The following is a 21,333-nucleotide window of genomic DNA, read 5'->3' on the forward strand; positions in this document are numbered from 1 at the left end:
CACGACCGAGCATGTCGAGTCTGATCCCTTGCCAAGCAGGATTAGTACGACACATTTTGACTCCCGCTGGCCTCATCCTGCTGACTCCACTGCATCAGGAGACTCAGCATGGGCAGACGCCTATCCCCCTTTGCACACGGCAGCCGCCGTGCTGCTGATACTTGTACGCTCTCGCTGAAGTGGTGTTATCAACTGCTGCTGGATCTGGGGGGGCATCGTAGCTTTATCAACCGCCACGGTCTGAGCGAGGATGATTTGGCTCACGAGCTGGGCCTGGCCGAATGGTTAGACGATGACCAGTACAGCCCTGCCCTGGCGCTGACGACACTGCGCACCCGCGCTCGCGCCTTCAATGCCGAGCACATGACAGCCCTCTATCCGAACAACCTACAGAGCAACCTGGAGGCGCTGGGGGCACTGTTAGGCTTGGGTGAGTCAGGACTGCAAGTACTCGGTTTCTGCGTGCTGATGCACAGCGACCCGACACTCAGTGATGCCACAGACCAGTTGGGCATGCTGGGGCTCAACCGGGCAATGAAAGTGCTGTCTGTACTATTGGGCCTACCGCTGGCAGAAGTCGAGGCATGCCTGGCACACAATAGTCCACTGATGCGCACGGGCCTGCTGGATCTGACCACCAATCACCGCGCCGTCATGGCACTGAGTTCAACCTTGTCGGTGAGTAATCCGGATCTGCCTGGCCTGCTACGTTTTAGCAAAGGCACACCGCTGGAGCTCTTCGCTTATGCGTTTCGTTTAAGCCCGCCAGGTAGCTTGAACAGGGAGCATTACCGTCATATCAGCCAAGCGCTCACGATCGCCGAGCGCTACCTGAGCAAATCCTTGGCCCAAGCGCGACAGGGCGTGAATATTTTGCTCTACGGCCCACCCGGCACAGGTAAAACTCAGCTTAGCCGGCTGATTGCTGAAACACTGGGCTGCGCGCTGTATGAAGTGGCCTGTACCGACAGCCAGGGCGATCCCGTCAGCGCCAAGCAACGTCTGTGCTCCTTGCGCGCGGCCAACAGCGTACTGCGTTCGCAACCTGCTCTGCTCGTGCTTGATGAAATCGAGGACATCTTCCAGGCCGCCCCTTCCGCGCCCAATAGCCATTCCCAGAAAGGCTGGATCAATCGCATGCTGGAAGAAAATAGCCAACCGTGTTTCTGGCTAAGCAACAGCATAGAGACTATTGATCCGGCACATATACGCCGTTTCGACCTGGTGATTGAAGTGCCCAATCCACCCTTGGCGCAGCGCAAACAAATGCTGCACACGTGCAGCGCCGGCAAGTTGAGCGAGGTCTTGATTGAACAGCTCTGCGCCCATGAGCAGATGACGCCGGCGGTTCTAGAGAGAGCCGTGCGCGTAGGGCGCAGCGTGTCACAACGCGCCAGCAAAGCACTGGACAACACGATTCGATCGATCGTCAATGGCACGCTCAAAGCGCAAGGCTTCGCTTCGCTACAACAGCACAGCAATGGTTTACCGAGCTTCTATTCGCCAGACTGGATCAATACCGACCTGCCCCTGCATGGTTTGATCGAAGGGCTGCGCGCCCATCCACAGGCGCGGCTGTGTTTTTACGGCCCGCCCGGTACAGGCAAAACCGCATTCGGCCATTGGCTGGCTCAGGAGCTGGGCAAACCTTTGATGGTCAAACGGGTTTCCGATCTGGTTTCCCCGTTTGTCGGGGTGACAGAGCAAAATATGGCACACGCCTTTGAACGCGCCCGGCAAGAGGACGCGATTCTGTTGCTCGATGAAGTCGACAGCTTTTTGCAGGACCGACGCAAGGCGCGACAGGGCTGGGAGGTTACGACCGTCAATGAAATGCTCACTCAAATGGAGAATTATTCAGGCCTGTTTATTGCCTCCACCAACTTGATCACCGACCTGGACGAGGCCTCCTTGCGCCGCTTCGACCTGAAGGTGCATTTCGGTTACCTGACGACGGAGCAAGCCCAGGCATTATTTGCTGAACACCTCAAGGCTTTGGCACTAAAGGATCCACAGCATAATGCCGCCCGCCGCTTGCGCGCCGAGGCACATCTGACACCTGGCGACTTTGCAGCAGTCGCGCGCCGAGGCCGTTTCAACCCATTCACCAATGCCGACGAATTGGCCCGTGCACTGTTGGCCGAGTGTCGCTTGAAACCCACTGGGCAACAACGGCCCATCGGCTTCGTACATTAAGCCCATTAAAGGTTGCCGGATTGACGCCGATAGGTGAGCAACCGACTTTCTTACTGGCTATAGGCCAGCCTGCACCCTACAAGGATGATTCTCTTGCCTTCAGCCAAGACCCATAGCGCCCTGAGCCGTCAGTGGGAACTGCTACAGCACCTGCCCAAACGCGCACCTGGCATCACGGTGAGTGAACTGCTCAGTCGCTTGGTGAGCGCGGGTTACTCGATCAGCCGCCGCAGTGTCGAGCGCGACTTGCGTGATCTGTCCGTGGTGTTTCCCTTGCAGTGCAACAATGGCGGGACGCCTTTTGGTTGGTACTGGAAACCAGGCGTAAGCGTGGAATTGCAGGGCATTACACTGGCAGAGGCGGTCAGTCTGACCCTCGTCGAAGATGCGATCCGCCCCCTCTTGCCCGGCAGCATGTTGAGCGTACTGGAGCCACGATTCGAGCACGCCCGGCAAAAACTCAAAGGCCTTGAAGACGGCAACCCCACTGCCCGCTGGCCGGATAAAGTGGCCAGTGTTCGCCCGGACTTCAATCTGCACGCACCGCAAATCCTGGCTGAGACCCTGGAAGCCTTGCAGCACGCCGTGATTAGCGAACAACAAGTACACTGCCACTATTACTCGGCACACACCAATAAAATCAGCGAACTTACCCTCAACCCGCTGGCCATTGTTCAGCGCGGCTTAATCACCTACCTCATAGCGACGGCAGCGCCGTATACCGATGTTCGTCAATTCGCCGTGCATCGCTTTCGTGAAGTAACGGTACTCGACACTCAGTGCCAAGGGGTGGCGTCATTCGAGTTACATACCTACTTGGCCAGCGACGCCTTGCAATTCGGTAACCCGGAAAAAATCCTTTTCAAAGCGTGGGTCAGTGAACACCAGGCGCGTTTGATTCGAGAGACGCCCTTGAGCGCGGACATGGTGCTACAAGCACTGCCAGACGGTTTTCAGATACAGGCGACCGTCAGCAATACCTGGCAACTGCACTGGTGGATTCTCTCCTTGGGCGCTTCGTTGGTGGTGCATGAACCAGCGGCATTGCGACAGCAGGTGGGCGACACCTTGCGACTGGCCGCAGCAGCCTATGGCTCTGAAAGCAGTTCGAAGTCATCTGACTAGTAGGGCCAACTGGGCTCACGGAAAAGGCTCTGAAGCCTGATTGACAACGCTCATGTCAAAGCACGCTTGGAGGACATGAGTCATTGGCTGATGCTCCCCGCCTGATTGCCCAACCTCAGCAACTGCGGCGGACGCTCTGCCGCTTTACCAAGCAACACCAACACACCCTACTCATCAACTGGCTCCCGCACCACGTTAATATGCATCACTCGTGCCCCACACTGCCTGGCGATATAGGGGATTTGCGCCGTAGGGTGAACCAGCCCGATGTACCGACGCAAATTAATACGTCCGCCTCCTTAGCCACCGCCAGTGCTTGGCGCCACGCAGGTTGAGTCGTGACAGGGGTTCCGCGGGACGCATTGGCCAAGCCCCCCTAACGGCGTAATCGGGTAAACCATTGCGCCAACGTACGGTCAACGACGCCGGCTATCTGCCGGGTCAACACGTCACTGCCACAGCGCTCACACCGCTCACACCAGTCGAGGGGCCCCAGTGCATCACTGAGCGGTGCAACGGTTTTCTTCCAGTGACACGCCTGACATACAAAAGTGAAAGGCTGTGGTCGGATAGGCATGTTCTTGCTCCTCTGCCACGCCTGTAGGTGCACGTGGCTATGGGTCATTGTCTAAGGCTGAGAGGTTGATGGCACTAGGGCTTGCAGGTTTTCGAGCTTTCGCTGGAGCTGATCGACGTGTGCATTTTGCGCCTGGAGCGCCGCTCTTAACTCTCGATTTTCCTGCGCGTGCCAACCCACCCGCCGCTCGCGCTCTTGCGTGGTCACCTGCCAGTGCGTGAGCAAATGCCACGTTTTATGGCCTTGTGAATACAGTGCGCAAAGGATTGCCAACATCAGCCCCAAGACCGCAATTGCCACCCAATACTCAATACCCATAGCCTGCCCCACTGAATGCGACCTTGGAGGTGATGGGCGATGCACAGACCCAGCGCAATCCGCAAACCAAATCAGAGCCAAGCCACAGCAGGCGCTCAACTTCTGCTCGTGCGGTACTCGGAACAAAGCAGACATTTAATGTTGGGGGCTTCTAGGCAGCCTTTACGTGAGTTATTCGATAGAAGGCATTATCACAATGGCTCACGACAGTTTGTGTCGTTACCGCGCCCTCCTCTGCACTCCAGGTCAAAACTCCTGAATGCCGCCACTAAGGCACTCTGGGTCTGGGTAAATAAACGGCTATCACACCTTCCGAACTTCGCTAGATAAACCATTGAGGCTATCGGCTGAAGATGTCTATGGTGCCGCGGGCAAGTGAGATTCAGGAACTGCTGTCGCATAGATGGCAAGCGATTTAATTGCGCAAGACGGAATTCCCGGACGGCCACATTAGAACTAAAAATTCCAATAGAACAATATGAAGATCATTTTTGCATAAAGGGCTATAAGATCAAGCAAGGAAGTCGCTATCACGCCAAAGGAAACAGAATAACTATAACTGACGGCGACATGAAAAACACAATAACCACAATAAAAAACACATCTGGAAAAAATAGAGATTCTTTGTTGCTCGAAGAGCCATGTAAACCATTAGAGCTCTGAGCGCAAACAATTGAACTCAACCCCAAAAGCCACCTTCTTAAAAAATGCCAAACATAAGTATCTTCGTACCTTTTAACTTCAAGGGCTTATTGGAATCTGAAAATACCACAACATGAAAGCTAGGCGCCGTTTGGCGCCTGCCCCCTGCATCAAGCGCCAGCTTACTACGACTAATACCTTGAATTTCCTAATGGCGTGTGAGTGGATCCAGAATCACTTTATTGCAATTATGATTGCATATCACGAGTGGTAGCAATCGGCCAGAAGTCACCAATTGGCACTCGCACATAAAAAAGCCATGAAAACCTCTTTAAAAACCCCTAACTACTGCTTCTGATTATTAATTACATCAGGTACTTTTAGGTAGTTAGTGATCTTTGAAATGGTATCATGAATGTAAATTTGCCCTTGAACCTGAAGTATCATCGTGGTCTCAGGGGACGCCGAGTTCTTATAGTTATTCACCAGATATGAACTTGGATGCACAAGCTTTGAGAACAGTTTGTAAACGCTTTTGTGCTCATCGCTAGAGTCTAGTTTTTTTGCTATTTGCCCTGCTGAGGCTGGGGTATTAATTTCTGGCAAGCTATATTTTTTTCTGACTTTTTTAAGCCGGTTAATCTCTTCGATTAATATTAATCTCTGATCAGCCAAGTCAGATGCAGTATTAATACTGAGTATCCCCTCCAGAACTTGAATATTGTCAGTAATGGCCTCTGAATTCCATTCGTCGAGATTATTTTTGCTACCGATTATCGAGCGGGCTATCAAGTTGAGCTCGTAAAGATTTCGGGTTGCAAGTGCCAGAATTGAAATATGGTTACCAATTGCTGTTTGAAAAATGTTTACACACTGTGAATTAGCGGCCAACAAATTTAGCAACGCTATATTTTCATCGTTTCTGGGGCAAGCAGCATCCACCCAGTCCATTATTAAAAGAATCTTATCTTCTAGGCTTTCTAGTGCAAGCTTTAGATCATCCTCAGTTCCAGATGCTACATAATCACTGATTGGTGCGGTATTATACATATCTAGCATCCTGCTGTTAATGTTTGGCGTTAACTATGGGGGATTATGCCATATACTCAGCAAACAAGTAATCGCCAATCGCAGGACTGAGGCAGCTCCCTATTAAGGTCATGCAGCATTCTGCAGACAACCGTCTGGCAATATCAGTAAATTGCGTTGCTACTGCTTGATCGTCTGCAGGCTCTGGGGTTTTTTGAACTTGGCGCGAGTAGAATCGACTAAAGCCTGACTGAAATTACCGCAACGGTTGACGCTCAGGACGTTTTTCATGCAACCGATCAGCAGTTTTTTCATACCTACTGACCAAGATCGTGATGCTCTCGTGCATCATCGATATAGTGACCAGTCAACAGCGCGGCATTTACAACTCGCTGCAAATCTTGATCGGCGTGGCCAAGCTTATGAATTGCAGATCATATTTAGCAAAGAGAGTGCAATGGTAATAAATTTCGGCTAGGTGTGAATGGCCCTTGATTTCTTAAACGCTTTTGACTAGCAGCTTTTGTCCGATTCTGTAGAAAAAGTAACTCCCCTGCCTAGTCTGCGGCAAGATTTCTGGATTGGACGACAGGGGATCACACAGCATGAAGGGACTGTTATCGAGTGGGCAGGGGCGGATGTTTTACTCGTTTAAATTTAAAGATCAAAGGTCGCGGTAGGGATGGCAGTTACCTGCCACCCCCCGCACAGATCCGTACGTGCGGAACTACCGCATACGGCTCCTGCCTTGGGTGCGTGACGCGAAGCGATCCTCAGGATACGGGTGTGCGTTCTTTGGGCTCGGTATGTAGTGATCTGTGAGCAACCCGAAGCGAGACCATTGCAGCCGATTTCGCTGGCTGCGTCGCCCGAGAGCCTGACGCCAATATCAACCTCGATATGGCGAGCATTCTCGCCTAAATGGGTGTCCGGTTTCATTAGACCACTACAGACGGATACAAAGATAGAAAGGTAGCGTCCACTTTATCTTAGGTGGACACCTTTCTCTGGCTCATTGAGTGCTTGGCTTAGCTCACGAGCAGGCTCATGTAAGTGGGCCAATCACCGTTGGGACTCATTTGCGCCATTTTATATTTCTCCAGCATTTGTAGCGCTTGGCTCTCGTGGTTAGCACGGAAGTCAAACCCCATCTGGTCGCGATACGGCAATTTACCTCGCCAGTATCCCATTCCTTGATCAAGGAAAACTTTGCTGCGCTTACCCGACACCCAATCTACTGTTATCACTCTCGCGTGTTGAAGTTCCCGGCTTCGTTCTTTGATTTCAATTTCAGGTGAGATGGAGAACTGGCTACCCAACCAAAGCTTAAGAAGTGCTTCTTGATCAAGTTGGAACCTCCAGTCATGACTAATTTGATTGCTGGACTGATCGCCACTGGATGCTAGCGTTTGAATTCGAAGCGACTCAAGCTTTTCATTTTTGAAAAGTTCAAGAAAACCGCTTAACAACATTAACGACCATGGTGATTTCAAATAACGGTCGGAATAGCTGACCACTGTTGCTTGATCCGTGGCAATCAACTCAGTCAATTCGGGCGCGTGCTTCTCAATGAGAGTAGCGAGACGCCTATGCAAGCTGCTGATAGGACCGTCAAGTTCGTGGGTGATTTCGATGACCCGTGCACCCTGCTCAAATTGGCGCCAGGTCCGGACGTCGATAGGCTGACCACCGCAATCAGAAACACAGTTGCTTCCAGCCCATACTATTCCATCGTTGCTACTCAGCCATCCGACTCCTGGAGTCGCAGCGGAGGCATCGCTGCTAAAAAGACTTTTGATGCCCGACTTGGAACGAATTTGAGCCACCAAGTAAGGTTTGATCGGTGGAAGAGTGTTGTCCATATCCTCAATCACCACCCCAAGACTAGCCAGGTCAAAGAGGGTGTTCTTCTGTGCTTTGCTTAGCGACGCTCCTGAAGGAATTGCCAGTTTCACCTTGAGTTTGTCAGCGATTGCCCAAGTGAGGATTTTTTCACGGAAGTAAGGGTGATCTAGGTCCCAGTCCTCTGCATCGCCCCTCATCACCAAGCAAATAGAGGTGTCATTTTCACTGCGATCCGCTGAATTGATCGCAGAGGACAAATAGCGGATCGGGCCGGTCGAGCAATAACTAGCCCCCACCACAGTCTCAAACTCGCAGGGCAAGTCTAAATGTTCAATCAGGCCCGACACAGTCAGCCACTCCATGGCGCGCCCACGATCTAGCTCCTCTCGCTCCACTCGACTGTCTTGACCTGCAAGACAGTGCGAGCAGACGTTTTCGCAGTTAACCGGGCAATGCAGCTTCCCTAACGCTTTACGTAATAGTTCCGTGGTATTCGCTAAGCCAGCCAGGACAAACCCAGCTCCTCCGCTGACTTCATCGAATAGCTGAATAACCGTTCGCTCTTGTCCACTTTCGATATCACGATCAAGACGGAAACCAAAGCCCATTTCTGTGCTGGCAATACCTAAGAGTTCGGCGATTACGTCGCGTAGTGCAACGGCAAGGGTCGTGGCTATGATTTGCTCTGCCAGACTATCCCCGAGCCACAGGCCTGTCTGGGGACTTCTCAAGTAAAGCTCCATGACGTCAGTGCGAATTTGATAGCCCAGGAAAAGGTTAGGCTTAACTGCCGTTCCGGGGCAGTCGAACTCTTTACGACTGCCTGTGATCCCGCCCACTGGCCGGTGTAGCTGATCTGGAAGCAGATTTTTAGGAATGTCTCCGGAGGCGAGCATTGAATCTGCACGTCCGCAGGTTAGGCACACGGCGTAACCTTTTTCGTGTTCACCGGATGAATGATGAAACACACTGCCATCGTGACCAAATCGAACGAAACCACACCGCTTGTCGGGCAGCGAGATCGTCTCGCCAGTCAGTTGGATGCGAGGTCGTTCAACTCGGATGAACTTCTGAGAAGTGATGTCGTTTGTTGTGGACTCATAAAAGTCGGTTACAAAGCCGCCAGGGCGAAGGACGGTTCGGCGCTCGCTTGGTTGAATTGCGTGCATGCAGTGTGAGCACGTTAGCTCGGAGCTGTTGGTATAAGCGTTTTCGATTACGCCTGTCGCTCCACAATTTGAGCATCGCCAGGCGATATCAAATTTTTGTGCTTCGTTTACTTGGCCTGACGAATGCCATTGCAAACTGATTCCTGCCGAACGATAGACTCGCCCATCGATTACCACTTGCGACCCAGGTGCATACTCTCGGATCGCAATGTTTAAGCCGCGAGACGGAAGCTCTTTGTTGTTGAAAATGCTGTCTTCACGACTCTCAGGATGAGTTCGCTGGTGCCTGAAGTCCTCAATATTGTAGGTATTGAGTGTCACGACATCGGTAGGGAATCCATATCCTGGAAGGAACGCACGGGACGCGAGATCGCGAAGCAAGTACTCACCGTCGTGACGTTTTTTCTCCAGCTCTAGCGCTTTTTTGTACGGCAAATCTGTCGCCGCTTGCAGCTTAGCGTTGAGCTTTCGAGACTCTTCAAGCCACCGGTCCTCCAGAATACGTACGCTTTCCTGAGTCTCTGCTGAGATTGTGCTGAGCAGGCAGCCATCTAAGCAGGTTCCGCTGACAAGGCGTTTGATTGGGTCTGCGAATTCTGCCTGACAACTAGTCAGCCAGCTTTTGAATTGCTGGCAGGGTGAGTCGTCCCCGCCAAAAAACCATTGGAGAGTCAGCCTGGTTCGATCACCGTCACTACTAGTTTTTGATTTTAGGAAAATAGACAAGAGCAGCGAATTGACGTGCCTCCGAACAATGCGAGAAGAGCTTAAAGTAATGGTGGGCGCGGGAATGGCGGTAATGAATGGCCACTTAGGCTGTGCAAACGCGCGCTGGTTATGAGGGTCCGCTTTACATAAGGTGTAGGCTATTGCGCGTGCCTCACTACGGCGTCCGGCGCGTCCCGCCCGTTGCAAATAGTTGGCAGGGTGGGGCGGCAGATTGTTCATCACTACAGCAGAGATGCCCCCAATATCTACGCCCATCTCCATAGTCGTGGAGCAGTTGAGTACGTTGATATCACCCTTCTTAAACAAATCAACATAGTCATCGAGTCGCTGCGCCGACTGCTGAGCCGAATGTTCTGCGGTTCGATAGTAAAATCCGCCTTCTACGGTACGGTCGCTAATATCGGTCCAGAGATTCTCGGACCGAAGGTGCTGGATGACCGGATCTTGTAAGACCTGCGACCGGATCTGCAATTGCTTGGTCACGGCGCTGCCATCTATCTGGAGGTTAGCTAGCGAGGCGAGTTGGATTTTCTGGCAACGGTAGTCTTGCGGACGCAACTTTATGGGTAAATAGGGGGTTAGCCCACGAAAAGTCGAATCGAAAATTCGATGCGTTATCGGGCAGAGCCACCCCTCTTCTAATAGCGAAAAGGTCAGTGTTTCTAGCTTGAGGCGATGCCCTGGATCTGCGGGTTCCAGGATGAGAGCCTGTGTTAGAGCAGACCATGCGGCCTCTAACCAAGCATTGATTTTGTCCGCATCTGTAGCGACCGTCCGATTCAATCCGGTGGCTTGTTCCAGTAGTTTTACTAACCGATGCGGATTCCCAGATTTAATTTGAGGCCATTTTTTTACTGTTGTGCTTTCTTCCATCTCGATTTTTGGAGAGAACAGCGATTTGGGGGTAAACCTGCTGCCCATCCAGGATTGCATGTCGCGATCCATGTTTATAAAGGTGTTCTCGCGCACGTAAAAATCAAGTGCAACTTTAAGGTAGTCTTGCCAATCCTCAAGCGTTAAGCGAGTTTCAGGCACCGAAAATGCTCCTGTCGCCGGTACGGCTTTTGTTTCTGTCCACATCGGCGGTGTAGAGCTAATTTCTTTGAGACCTCGGTAAGTTACTTTTACAAGGCCGAGAGTCTCCGTACTGTTTTGATTTTTTGGGCGTCGGGAAAATTCCCGAGCTAAAAGTAAGCGAGCCATGGTTGCGCCACCTTGGCTCCCGTCAAAAAGGACAGGGTTAGCGTAGCGGTTGTAACGCAGGATTGACTGCTCTACATCTTTGGAGGCCGCGAGCTCATACACCATGCTTGCCCAATCGACGCTGACGATTCGTTTTTGTAGGGCGCTGCCGGATCGTAGCGCGGCCGCTTTTCTGCGTAGCTCTGCCGCCATTACACCCATTCCCGACTGTTCTAAGCCTTCGGCCTGGTGCATCAGCAGATCATAGTCGCCAGTAGGAACGTCTTTAGGTTCCGCATCAGCTTTGGCCTGAACGTTCCGAAGCGTTTCAAATACTAAGCCACGCAACCGCGAACGCTCGGCTTCTTGTTGCATGCGCACGGCCATACGTGCCGTACCTTGACGGCTATCGGTGAACGTAATTAGCTTGCGACCCCGACCGGGTAATTCTTCTGGGGAGCGCTCATTGCTGTCTTTTTTGTCGGCATCTGGGCAAAACTCCAGCACCGTCGGGACTGCATTCGCAACATAGAATGGAGCGCCCAGGTACGCTTTTCTCAGAAAGCTTTTTTTGTTTGGAAGTTCGTGATCGCAGTGACTACAGCAAGCCGCTTTCTCTTCAGCGATTGTAATGTTGATAGGGCGCGCTGAGTTAGTAGCACATAACCCATGGGTGTCGAGATCGAGGCTGACGCTGAAAAAGGGATCTTGTGCGACCTGCAACCCGGCAATTACCAAACGTTGTGCGTAAGCACGACTAGTAGTGGGGCCGGTTGCCTCACGTTCAGGCGACGTCTCTTCTTCGCCGCTTTCGTAGCTCAGAGAAAACTCATCTCCTGCGTACGGACTCAATTGGTGAAGAACCCCGTTGCGATCCTCCGCAATCAAATGCGGAGTTTTACAGTCATCGCAAAATCCTAATTCGTACACTGGGGCGTTGCATTCGCAGCGTGCACGTTGATGAACGTAGACGTTGCCAAATGGCCATTCACTCAGACTGGCAGATTTGGCAGTGCAATTGGGGTCTATGCAGGACCATAGTCCATGAAGCATTCGTTGAAAAAGATGGGTCCGTAGCTTAAGAAACGGCGGTTCGTCCTTATGCCGTCGGGTGCCAGTTGATACATCGAGCCAACCTAACACTTCCCGTTGCTGCTCCAGCCGCGAGCCAGGCATCAATTCGGATTTCAGTATCGTCAGTAATTCATTTAAATCTAACGGTTTGGTCGAGTTAACAATCGCATGCCTTAACGAGCGTGCTATTGAATTGCGTCCTAAAGAATCAAAACGGGTCGGTGATATTTCTTGTTTATCCTCGATAGACTGCACGACCTCCAGCGAGGCCTTTTCGACTTTCGAGTCGAACAAGATATCCGGCCAAACACGAGATCCTCCAATGACGTCGACTTGTTCTAGCCGCACTCCTGCGAGATCTGCAAGGTAGCGTTTCAACTTTTCTTCGGCCTCACCCCCGGCGATGGTGGCCGATGTCGCGACAAAACGAATTTCCTCAGGATCTTTACCGAATGCTTGAACGACCCGGCGCAGCAGGAGAGACATTTCTGCGGCTTGAGAACCAACGTAAGTGTGTGCCTCGTCGAGGACAATCCAGCGTAGAGACTGCTGTTGCTTTGAAATCTCCAAGATAGGATTGTCTACCTGACGAACCAGCATGTATTCGAGCATTGTCGCGTTGGTCATTAATATTGGCGCGGGCTCTTTGCGCAAAAGCTCGCGTGACAAAACCTGGTTGGGTTTCTGTTCTTGAATCTTACGAATGACCCCTTCGCGTTCTTCAGTTTTACCGTTGTATAAACAAAACCGAATATCTTTACCGTACGCACGGGTCCATGCATCTAATCGCTCCTGTTGAGAGTTGATTAGGGCGTTGAGAGGATAGAGAAATAGCGCTCTCACCCCAATCAAGGATGACTGATTTCGCTCACGCTCCCGGATTAGATCTTCAAGGATAGGCACCATGAAACATTCTGTTTTTCCCGAGCCGGTGCCACTGGTAATGATGGCAGATCGAGGTTTCTCGTTAAGCAACGTTCGCCAAGCCTGAAGCTGGTGCGTATAGGGATGGGCTTCTCTTGGAAAGTCATACGCATGGGCGTTTTGTAATGTATTGAGCAGGCTTTTGGAGAGCAATGACCCCTCTAAGTCGAGAAGACGCTTTTCCGACTCTTTCCAACCAAACGTATGTTCGAAAACCGGCGGAGCCAAAAAACAGCCATCGGCCCCCAATTCATCAACCATTTTTTCGTTCAGATGACGGCGAAGCCCCGGTTCGTTAACTCCTAGGACACCTAGGGTTGCTTCCCGCGTGCGGTTAAGGCTTTGCTCAATTAAATCCGTGAAGAAACGCATCGGAACTCCTTATGCCTCGTCTTCGGAGGCTAGCAAATACGAAACCATCAGTGCGTGAGTAGGTGCGAACCATCCCTGACGGTCAAAATCAGAAACCAATCGAATGGCGAATTTTAGGTACGCCATCGGCACAGGAAGATCATCTAGGGTGGCTTTGCCTGCCGTCACATACGCCAAAAAAATTGGTAAGTAAGAAACCGCTTTAGGGAAACCAACAGGGGTAATCTCTCGCAAGAATTCAGGTACCGGATTCTGAAGGAGCCAGCTAGTCAACTCCGCAGTAAGATCGGTAGGCCACTGTCTGTCGGTAGCGTGTTGTTGGCGTAAGGCTTGATTCCAGCCTGGTACCACCAATTGGGGAGGGATTTTGGTCAGACTGCTTTTATTGCCAGTACTTAGGTAGTCGCCTAAATAATCAAAGCCGGAAACCACAAGTCGCAACACGGCCGCGCGATTCGTTTCAAGGTTCTTGATAAGAATCTCCGGCAAGCCACATGCTATCAGCCCTTGTAAAAATCGTGCATGCGCTTCGAACCAAATGGGGAGAGGAATTGCTTCCCAGATCACCGCCAACTCATCGCGAATTCGAGCGCAGAACGCGTCGTCCATTTCTAGTCGGAGCACCGCGAATGCCAGCGCGTCTGGTTGCTTTGACAGTGCCTTCCAGCTTTCAAATGACGACAACGGCAGGTGCGCGTAATGTTGCTTCAAATCCGCTAAATATTGCCAACCACTGTGCCCGAACTCTTTGGCCATGACGGTGATTTGTTGGCTGATGGCGTTTGGGTTGGTTTTTGGGTGGAAAACCTGTGTCGCTTTGTGCAGGGAAAAAACTTCAGTTTGAATTTCAGTAATCGACGAAGCCGACGCGAACAGTGCAGGGCGAAATTGAGTTTTACTATCTTTGGCTGGATAGATTAGCCATGGACCATCACGTTGCATGGCGTGGGGTAAAATAAATCGCCCGGTGCCAACATCCTGACTCTTGAGTTCCTCAATTTTGACTGGCGCTTGTTTAGGATCAGAAAGCAGCATTGCTTCAACTTCGGTGTCATTCAAAATTGTCGCGTTATTTATTTCGCAGATCGTGAATGTGTCTCGACTTTCCCATTGTAAGCGGCCGTTGTACCGTCTGATATTCAGGCTGAGCGCACGCTTTTCGGTTTCTAGAGTAAGTCTGATAAACGCATCTTGTTCGTCGACTGCTCCTAGCATTTGCAGCATGTCATTTTGGTAGCTAAATAAATTTAGCAGCGTGGGCGATGAGCTTACTTTGATCTCATAGTGCCGTTTTGGATGTGGCAGCGCCTCGCACACCAGTTCTAGTTGCATGTAGAAACATTGCCCTTGAGTTTGCCCTGAGGTCAATGCGATGCGATGACCTATCAGCTCAGGTAACGTAAGTTCGTGTACTCGTGAGGGCCGGTCGTCTGGTCCAATAAGCCGGGCTCCTTGATACGGGTATGGGAGGCGAAGTCGTAGTGGCTGATTGCTGTTTTTCTGGTCGATCTCCAGCGTAAAACCAGCAGGAGGTGTATCAGATCGATGAATAAGGCTGAAAGTGGTTGCGGAGTGATCAGACTCCAATCGCTTGGCCATTAGCAGCGAGCTGTCGATTTTCAAGTCAAGCTGGAGCGCACCTTTAACCTGCAATCGAGCAGGTTTTTCAGTGGTCGCAGGAAGCAACGAGGTACTGAATTCTTTGGGTAGGACGGCAAAGCGTCGTGTTAAAAGCGTTTTTCCCGTGCGATTTTTCAAGGTGTAACGAACGACACCGAAGGGCCCGGTACGGCGAAGAGTGTCCAGGGGTTGCCCATTGGCAAATTCTAGAATATCGCCCAACCCAAACTCATAGCCTTCGGGCAACTCCAGTCGTGGCCAACCCAAATATACAACACCTGGGTTACTGTAATAGAGCCCCTGAACACCAGCCAGAGCGGGTTTTCGGTGTTCGTTTTGATTCTGATTTAATTCGATTCGATAGAGGTCAGGGCCGTTTTGGAGCGATACATCGGCCCGTAGATCCAGCCACTGGCCGTTCTCTTTGTCGGTAGTCAGCAGGGATGGTGCGAGGCCGTCTGACGTAAAACTAAATTTGGTCGGAATGCGCATACGTGCGGACTCACCAGCGACACCGCAAGATGATGTTCCGACCAGTTGCCAGCAATCAGCCCGCTGTTCAAAAACTAACGGCGTTTCTTCGTAGTCCAACTCGCTGCCGTCGAATTGGTAACATTGAACAACTCGTCCATTGTCGAGTAAGCGCAGCGTGACAGGTTCGCCTAACCGGCGACGTTCTATTGATATTGAGGGCTTGGAGAAGCGGATCGTCAGACGCGACTCGTTCAGCTGGGCATACACTGCAGGCCCCCGAGTTAATATGTGCTCACCTTCGTAATAGGCTTGATCGAGCCGAGTGCTACCCAACTGCTGGGCATCAATATCAAATGAGTGTTCCTTTGGCAAGGCCAGCTCTGTCCTAATCCTCCAGTCCGGCAGTGCGCCTAATAGAAAATGCTCACAGGTGAATGCTCTGGATTGAATGAGGGCCTCATTCCTATCAAGCCGCTGCTTGCCAGCATCATGTAGCCAATCATTAATCAGGCCTCTAGCATTAGTTTCATCGAGAGGGATTGGAAAGGCTTCTGTCCACTCAGGAGCGACTTTATCCAAGTAAGCAGCAGGGTCTTTCTGATCCTTAAGCGGATATTGCCCAGCCAGATACATCAACTGTTCAACAATGCCGGCAAGCAGCTGTCTGGTTTCTAGATTTCGAAAGGAAATTGGCAATTCATCTTCGTGCGCCGCTATTAGGTCAGCAGTTGTTCGGTGGCTGCTCCCTGCACTGAAGAGATTAATACCTCGATTGACAGCTTTGCCAAAGCCATGCGATTCCTTTTGAACCAGGGGCCAAGGTAGCCCACCTTCTGCGAAAAGCGACCCTAACCAATCCCTACCGTTTTCACGGTACCGAATAGGGCGTTTCCAGTATTCCAGTCCTTTACTGGCCAAGGTTGCATGCTGGTTGTGTGAAAGTGAAACTGCTAACTCACTCTCAGCGCCTGACCAGGACCATGAGCTGTTGTAATTTCTACGATACTGCTCACTGACGAATAAACAAAAACATGCTCCCAGGTGTATGACCTGAACTGGACTGGACGCTAGCCGTAGGTACTTTTGAAGTAAATTGCGTAAGGATGCGTACTCGTGTTCGGACAGTTGGTAGCTGTACAGAGGTTTGCCGTTAGGTCCTTTGAATAGCTCGCGGGTGAGCAAAAACTCGCTGAGCCAGGCTTTTATTGGATTTACAGCAGGAGTGAACGCGGTCATTGACGCAAATCCTTATGCTGACGATTCAAAAGCATGCAACGCAGCACAGACGTCTCAGCGACGTCTACAGCTGCACCACCTCAGTTCTTGAGGCGTATAGCACTGTGCCATCTTAGAGAAACGCCGTCGACACTTGAATCTTGATAGGTCGGAGGCTCCAATCGGCATTTGTGCTCGCAATAGCGCCTCTGTTCATTCGGCAGGGCACTCTGCCCATGAGTTTATGTAACGCTTACTGCAAACCGCTTGCGGGTTGGTGGGGAACTCGACTCATGAGTGGGACTCACTATCGGGGGAGCCGAGGCGATTGTGGACTGAGCTTGACGTAAGCGTATGGGCATCCCATCTTGCGCATCTAAGTCGGTTGCCACCGTGGGGCAACAGCTCTCAGATATTACTCGCCCGCTGCGTGGGCAGACGAGCTACAACATCCTTCAAATAGGCATACTGGTCATGCCCGTTGAGCTTGGCCGACTGAATCAAGCTCATCAGCGCCGCCGCACGTTGACCACTACGTAATGATCCGGCGAACAGCCAATTCTTGCGTCCGAGCGCCCATGGCCTTATATGATTTTCGATGTGGTTGTTGTCTATGGGCACCGTGCCGTCGGCCAGGTAACGGTTCAATGCAGCCCAACGTTTGAGGCTGTAGTCCAATGCCTTAGTGATCACCAAATCACCATCGTCATCGAAGTGGCCGACGACCAAGAGCTCAAGCTTGCGTTGCAATCATTGCGCGGCCAGCTGACGGCCACCCTGATTGGCGAACCTGGGGATCTGCAGCGGTACCAATGGCTTGTGCCCGTGCTGGAGCAGAAGGTCGGGCGAATCCTGGTCAATGGTTATCCGACCGGCGTCGAAGTCTGTGAAGCCATGGTCCATGGCGGGCCATCCCCGGCCACCTCGGACTCGCGCGGCACGTCCGTGGGGACCCTGGCGATCGATCGTTTTCTACGCCCGGTCTGCTTCCAGAACTATCCCGATGCGCTTCTTCCCCCTGCCCTGCAAAACAGCAACCCCTTGCAGCTCAAGCGCTTGATCAATAGTGAGTGGAGCGAAACGGCAATTGGTTAACGCGTCGCGGATTGTTTAGCTCTAAAGTCTGCGGCGCAGCCCATTGCGCCGCAGGCTTGTAAAACAAGCCAGTTCCGTAGCCTGCTGCCTGAACAACATGTGTCGTCGAGGCTCAGGAGCCCCCGGCAAACCATTTAGGCCTTATCTGCTGAGACAGTTGCTTAAATTGGCCGACAAGTGCTTTGGCAGCGCCTCCTGAACTGGCAAAGTTTGCCATCATCGATGACAAGCGGGCGACATCGGCCAGCTTCAGCATGCCAGTGCCAGGCCTACAGATTGGCGACTCCGCCATCAACCAGCAATTCCGTTCCAACGACGAAACGTGATTCATCGGACGCGAGAAAAACAGCCGCCCTGGCCAGTTCCCAAGGGGTTCCCATGCGACCGACAGGTACCAGTTCACGTATCTGTGCTCGTAAAGCGTCCTGCTGCTCTGGGGCCAAACCCAATTTGTTCAGGGCAGGTGTTTCAGTCGGTCCGGGGCTCAGGCCGTTGACCCGGATCCCGCGCCCCAGCAACTCTCCCGACAACGTGCGTGCCAGTGATAGCAAGCCCGCCTTGCTCGCGGCATAGGCACTGCTTTGCGGCAAACCAATATGGGCGCTGGTTGAGCCACACAAGATCACCGACGCCGGGTTGGCCAGCAGCGGCAACAACGACTGGATCAGGAAAAATGGCCCCTTCAGATTGACAGCCATGAGTCGATCCCACACTTCCTCGCTCCACTCCTGCAAAGGCAAATGGGTCACGTCGCCCGCGTTGGCGTAGACCACATCGAGTCGCGGCCAGTTCTGCGCCAATGCTTGTGCCAGGCGGCGCTGATCATCCATGTCACCGGCATCACACTTTATCGCCAGAACGGTATCACCCAGCTCATGCCTTGCGCTCGCGAGTCCCTGTTCGTTTCGTCCCGTAATGGCAACCGTCGCACCTTCAGCCAAAAACTGGCGTGCTGTTTCCAGGCCAATTCCGCTGGTACCACCTGTGACCAAGGCGAACTTATCTTGCAATCGCTTCATGCTTGCTTCCCCATGGTTCTGTTGAGAAAGCAGCAGTATTTCCCCTACAGTATCCTTTGGATAGTAGGCACCAATTGGATACTAACGAGGCCAATGGAAAGTCATGTCGATTGAAAACGCTCCAGAAAGTACGCAGTTGCCAGCGCCTGTGAGCCAGGGCGAACCTTGCCCAATGGCGCAGTTCGTCAATCTTGTTTCCGGCAAGTGGGCCATTCCGATCCTGTATCGGCTGATGGTGTTCGACGCGCCTGTGCGCTTCAGCAACCTGCAACGCGCTGTTGCACCGATCACGCAGAAGGAATTGACCCGCCAATTGCGTCTGTTCGAACACCGCAACCTTGTTCAGCGAACGGTGTATGCCGAAGTACCGCCCCGCGTGGAATACCAAATCACCGAACTGGGCAAGTCATTGCGGCCGACGCTGGATTCTCTGGCAAGCTGGATGCGGGAGAACGCCGGGCAATGGGTTGATGATTGAACACAGAAATTAACCCATTGCCCGAACTGAACGAGTAAAACAGTCTCTCTTGTCCGCTCGACAATTGCCCCATCATGCTGCGAATCCTCCCGCTGGCCGATGACCTGATTTTTCCGCAGGCCAGTCAGGAGATCTACTTTTTCACAGAATAGGCCAGAAGCAGCCATACGTGGCCATGTTCAGACCACTTTGCACGTCAACCACGCCGCCCAGAAAAGGCTGCTGAAGAAACGGGTAGCGTTTCCAAATCCGGCGTCATGCAAGAGTCTTTGAACCGCTGCCTCGGAATGTGGAGGATCAGCGCCTAGAAGGATTTTCCCGAGCTTCACATTCACTTCATCCGCGCTGGCTCGATGCTGCCGCCACCGTTGCCCCCAGGCCGCTAGTAGTAACAGCTGGCTGGCATAGCCAGCAGCAGTTGTTGCCGTGTAATCGAAATGGGTTTGCCCTGCTTGCCGCCGTTGCATTCAATGGTGGTGATCCAGCCGCTTTGGGGGAAGACCTGCTTGACCGAGTCCACCAGGTACTCGCCATCAAGACCGGTTTTAAAGCCCTGGGCGCTGATGCTGCGCGCGGCAAAACGGTCGGTGCGGCCGGGCATTTCCAGGCGTACCGCAGCGGTGGAGCGGTTGAAGGCAAACAGCCGGGGCTTGGTCGTTGTCCAGGGGGATGATAGCCAACTTACCGGTTTTTTGTCCTGATGCTGGGTGGTGGGCCGGACAACTCGACCTCGTCCACGGTGTAACGCCCAAGACGGGTTAAAGCGGTGCCGCTGTAACCGAGAAATACCTCAATGCTAGCCCAGCTCAAAACCGTCGGATTCCATTCCGGGTTTGTTGATGGGGCGCAGTAGCAGCAGGCGGTCGTTGAGCAAGGTGGTGGTGTCGGCACCGTCGGCGATGATGCTGAAGGTGGAGTTCATGCAGACTACTGCCGGGAAAGATCCCACATAAAACGCGGATTAGAGGAAGGTTTAAAAGGCTCTAAAAAAAGCTAGTTTTGCTGCGCGCCATCGGTCTCTTTCTCACCAGTCACGGCTTGCCTGCTTATTTTTTTGTGAGTACGATAAAATAATGATCGTTTTCGACGAAGTAAAACGCCAAACCAACCTTGCCAAGCATGGTCTGGATCTGGCGGATGCAGGCTTGGTGTACCACGCGCCGAACAAGATCACGCTCTGCTCGCCGCGTCAGGGTGAACACCGGTTGATGGACGTGGCGATGGTCGAGATCGTGAATATCGTCCTTGTGCTCGTCTACGTTGAATGCGACCAGGACATCCGCGCAATTTCTTTGCGCCGCGCGTCAAAACAGGAGAGAAGATATTATGCAAACCTCCAGCAAGACTGACTGGGAACGGGTCAAACGCGAAGCGGCTGCCGATGCGCCAATCGCTCGGGAGCCCGGAGGGCTGTATGACCCTAATGATCCGGCAGCTGTTGACGCCTTTTTTGAGCAGACAACGGTGCGCCGCCGTGGCGAGCGCGGTCCGCAAAAAGCGCCGGTCAAGGAGCGGGTCACCTTGCGTCTTTCACCTGAGGTAGTGGACTACTTCAAGGCTGGCGGCAGTGGCTGGCAAACGCGGCTGGATCAAGCGTTGCAGCAATATGTGCAAGAGCATCAACGTTAATGATTTGCCCTGTTTGCGGTGTCACTGTGCTGGTGCGTGAAGCCCGTGACCTGCCCTACTCCTATAGGAATAAATCCACCTCGATAGCGGCGGTGACGGGCGACTTCTGCCCGGCCTGCGGGGACGCTCTTCTGGATGCCAGCGAATCGGCCCGTGTCAGCGCCGCGATGTTGGCTTTCAAAGAGCAAATTGACGCGACCAACTGACCGAAGCGCCTACTACCCCCACAACATCACCCCCTCCTCACTCGGCACCACCAGATCCGGCAGGACAATCATCACCCCTGCCCGAAACGGCTGCACCTCATCGGACAGCCCCTGATTCGCATTGAGCACCGCCTCAATCGAGCCATTGAGGTGGCCGTAGTAATTCTGGCAGATCGTGTCGAGCACGTCGCCGCTAGCGGTTCTGCAGGTCGTCGCCATAGGCTACAAACTCCAGGGTAAAGGCTTGTTTGCGCGGGATGCCGCCCTGCAGGAAGGCGCCCTGCTCTTCTTCAATGCTTTTCAGGCACCAGTTGCCCAGCACTTCGCCGTAGCCGGTTGTCAGGCCTAACGGCTGCAGTTGGGCGCCGATGCTGCGCAGGGTGTCCAGTTTTTTGAGTCCGCCCGAGACCCGGCG

Annotated in this window: 14 protein-coding genes and 5 pseudogenes; 7 read left to right on the top strand and 12 right to left on the bottom strand. The window is 52.6% G+C overall.

The genetic code is table 11. The features are described 5' to 3' along the window. The first annotated feature begins 108 nt into the window (after positions 1 to 108). Complete coding sequence (locus V6L81_RS17315) at positions 109 to 2,196, top strand: AAA family ATPase (RefSeq protein ID WP_338660190.1); 2,088 nt, start codon at positions 109 to 111, stop codon at positions 2,194 to 2,196. A gap of 93 nt (positions 2,197 to 2,289) precedes the next feature. Beyond that, a complete protein-coding gene (locus tag V6L81_RS17320; RefSeq protein ID WP_176465204.1) occupies positions 2,290 to 3,321 on the top strand; it encodes a YafY family protein in 1,032 nt (343 codons plus the stop codon). A gap of 376 nt (positions 3,322 to 3,697) precedes the next feature. Here the strand turns inward: V6L81_RS17320 and V6L81_RS17325 are convergent, their stop codons facing one another. From V6L81_RS17325 to V6L81_RS17350, 6 genes and pseudogenes are all read right to left on the bottom strand, one after another. Next, positions 3,698 to 3,898, bottom strand: a complete 201-nt coding sequence (locus V6L81_RS17325) for a hypothetical protein (RefSeq protein ID WP_095023675.1) — start codon at positions 3,896 to 3,898, stop codon at positions 3,698 to 3,700. Positions 3,899 to 5,203: 1,305 nt separating this feature from the next. Continuing rightward, entirely contained in the window at positions 5,204 to 5,908 is a 705-nt protein-coding gene (locus tag V6L81_RS17330; protein ID WP_218723167.1) for a DUF5677 domain-containing protein, read from the bottom strand. Between the two features lie 159 nt (positions 5,909 to 6,067). Beyond that, positions 6,068 to 6,202, bottom strand: a complete 135-nt coding sequence (locus tag V6L81_RS17335) for a hypothetical protein (RefSeq protein WP_254925236.1) — start codon at positions 6,200 to 6,202, stop codon at positions 6,068 to 6,070. Between the two features lie 713 nt (positions 6,203 to 6,915). Next, entirely contained in the window at positions 6,916 to 13,182 is a 6,267-nt protein-coding gene (locus V6L81_RS17340; RefSeq protein ID WP_338660191.1) for a DEAD/DEAH box helicase, read from the bottom strand. A 9-nt stretch (positions 13,183 to 13,191) separates the two neighbouring features. Further along, the gene (locus tag V6L81_RS17345) at positions 13,192 to 16,512 is read right to left on the bottom strand and encodes an STY4851/ECs_5259 family protein (RefSeq protein ID WP_338661106.1); all 3,321 of its coding nucleotides are present in this window, start codon (positions 16,510 to 16,512) and stop codon (positions 13,192 to 13,194) included. Positions 16,513 to 16,899: 387 nt separating this feature from the next. Then, positions 16,900 to 17,175 (bottom strand): annotated as a pseudogene (locus V6L81_RS17350) (transposase); the annotation flags it as partial. A gap of 15 nt (positions 17,176 to 17,190) precedes the next feature. Between V6L81_RS17350 and V6L81_RS17355 the strand changes: the two are divergent. Then, positions 17,191 to 17,586 (top strand): annotated as a pseudogene (locus V6L81_RS17355) (aldehyde dehydrogenase (NADP(+))); the annotation flags it as partial. Between the two features lie 112 nt (positions 17,587 to 17,698). Here V6L81_RS17355 and V6L81_RS17360 read toward each other — a convergent pair. Further along, positions 17,699 to 17,842, bottom strand: coding sequence for a hypothetical protein (locus V6L81_RS17360; RefSeq protein ID WP_271350427.1), 144 nt, complete (start codon positions 17,840 to 17,842; stop codon positions 17,699 to 17,701). Positions 17,843 to 17,855: 13 nt separating this feature from the next. Next, a complete protein-coding gene (locus V6L81_RS17365) occupies positions 17,856 to 18,605 on the bottom strand; it encodes an SDR family oxidoreductase (RefSeq protein ID WP_218723172.1) in 750 nt (249 codons plus the stop codon). A 103-nt stretch (positions 18,606 to 18,708) separates the two neighbouring features. On the opposite strand from V6L81_RS17365, the gene V6L81_RS17370 reads away from it, so the two are divergent. Further along, positions 18,709 to 19,083: a helix-turn-helix domain-containing protein gene (locus V6L81_RS17370; RefSeq protein WP_095023668.1), complete on the top strand. Its 375-nt coding sequence runs from the start codon at positions 18,709 to 18,711 to the stop codon at positions 19,081 to 19,083. A 179-nt stretch (positions 19,084 to 19,262) separates the two neighbouring features. On the opposite strand, the pseudogene V6L81_RS17375 reads toward V6L81_RS17370, so the two are convergent. Then, a pseudogene (locus V6L81_RS17375) lies at positions 19,263 to 19,490 on the bottom strand (SAM-dependent methyltransferase); the annotation flags it as partial. Continuing rightward, positions 19,466 to 20,005, bottom strand: a pseudogene (locus V6L81_RS17380) (hypothetical protein). The pseudogenes V6L81_RS17375 and V6L81_RS17380, both read right to left, overlap by 25 nt. 151 nt (positions 20,006 to 20,156) lie before the next feature. Between V6L81_RS17380 and V6L81_RS17385 the strand changes: the two are divergent. Genes V6L81_RS17385 through V6L81_RS17395 form a run of 3 tightly spaced genes read left to right on the top strand, consistent with a single transcriptional unit; the run spans position 20,157 to position 20,918 of the window. Beyond that, positions 20,157 to 20,432: a BrnT family toxin gene (locus V6L81_RS17385; RefSeq protein ID WP_095023667.1), complete on the top strand. Its 276-nt coding sequence runs from the start codon at positions 20,157 to 20,159 to the stop codon at positions 20,430 to 20,432. Next, positions 20,410 to 20,712: a BrnA antitoxin family protein gene (locus V6L81_RS17390; RefSeq protein ID WP_218723174.1), complete on the top strand. Its 303-nt coding sequence runs from the start codon at positions 20,410 to 20,412 to the stop codon at positions 20,710 to 20,712. Before V6L81_RS17385 ends, V6L81_RS17390 begins: the two co-directional genes overlap by 23 nt. After that, positions 20,712 to 20,918, top strand: a complete 207-nt coding sequence (locus tag V6L81_RS17395; RefSeq protein WP_095023665.1) for a type II toxin-antitoxin system MqsA family antitoxin — start codon at positions 20,712 to 20,714, stop codon at positions 20,916 to 20,918. The genes V6L81_RS17390 and V6L81_RS17395 overlap by 1 nt, the downstream gene beginning before the upstream one ends. Positions 20,919 to 20,930: 12 nt before the next feature. Here V6L81_RS17395 and V6L81_RS17400 read toward each other — a convergent pair whose 3' ends face one another. Both V6L81_RS17400 and V6L81_RS17405 read right to left on the bottom strand, forming a co-directional pair. Beyond that, positions 20,931 to 21,137, bottom strand: coding sequence for a tail protein X (locus tag V6L81_RS17400; protein ID WP_218723176.1), 207 nt, complete (start codon positions 21,135 to 21,137; stop codon positions 20,931 to 20,933). Further along, positions 21,112 to 21,321 (bottom strand): annotated as a pseudogene (locus V6L81_RS17405) (phage tail protein); the annotation flags it as partial. The gene V6L81_RS17400 and the pseudogene V6L81_RS17405, both read right to left, overlap by 26 nt. Between the last annotated feature and the right edge of the window lie 12 nt (positions 21,322 to 21,333).

It is taken from the genome of Pseudomonas bubulae (assembly GCF_037023725.1).
GTDB classification, from domain to species: domain Bacteria; phylum Pseudomonadota; class Gammaproteobacteria; order Pseudomonadales; family Pseudomonadaceae; genus Aquipseudomonas; species Aquipseudomonas bubulae.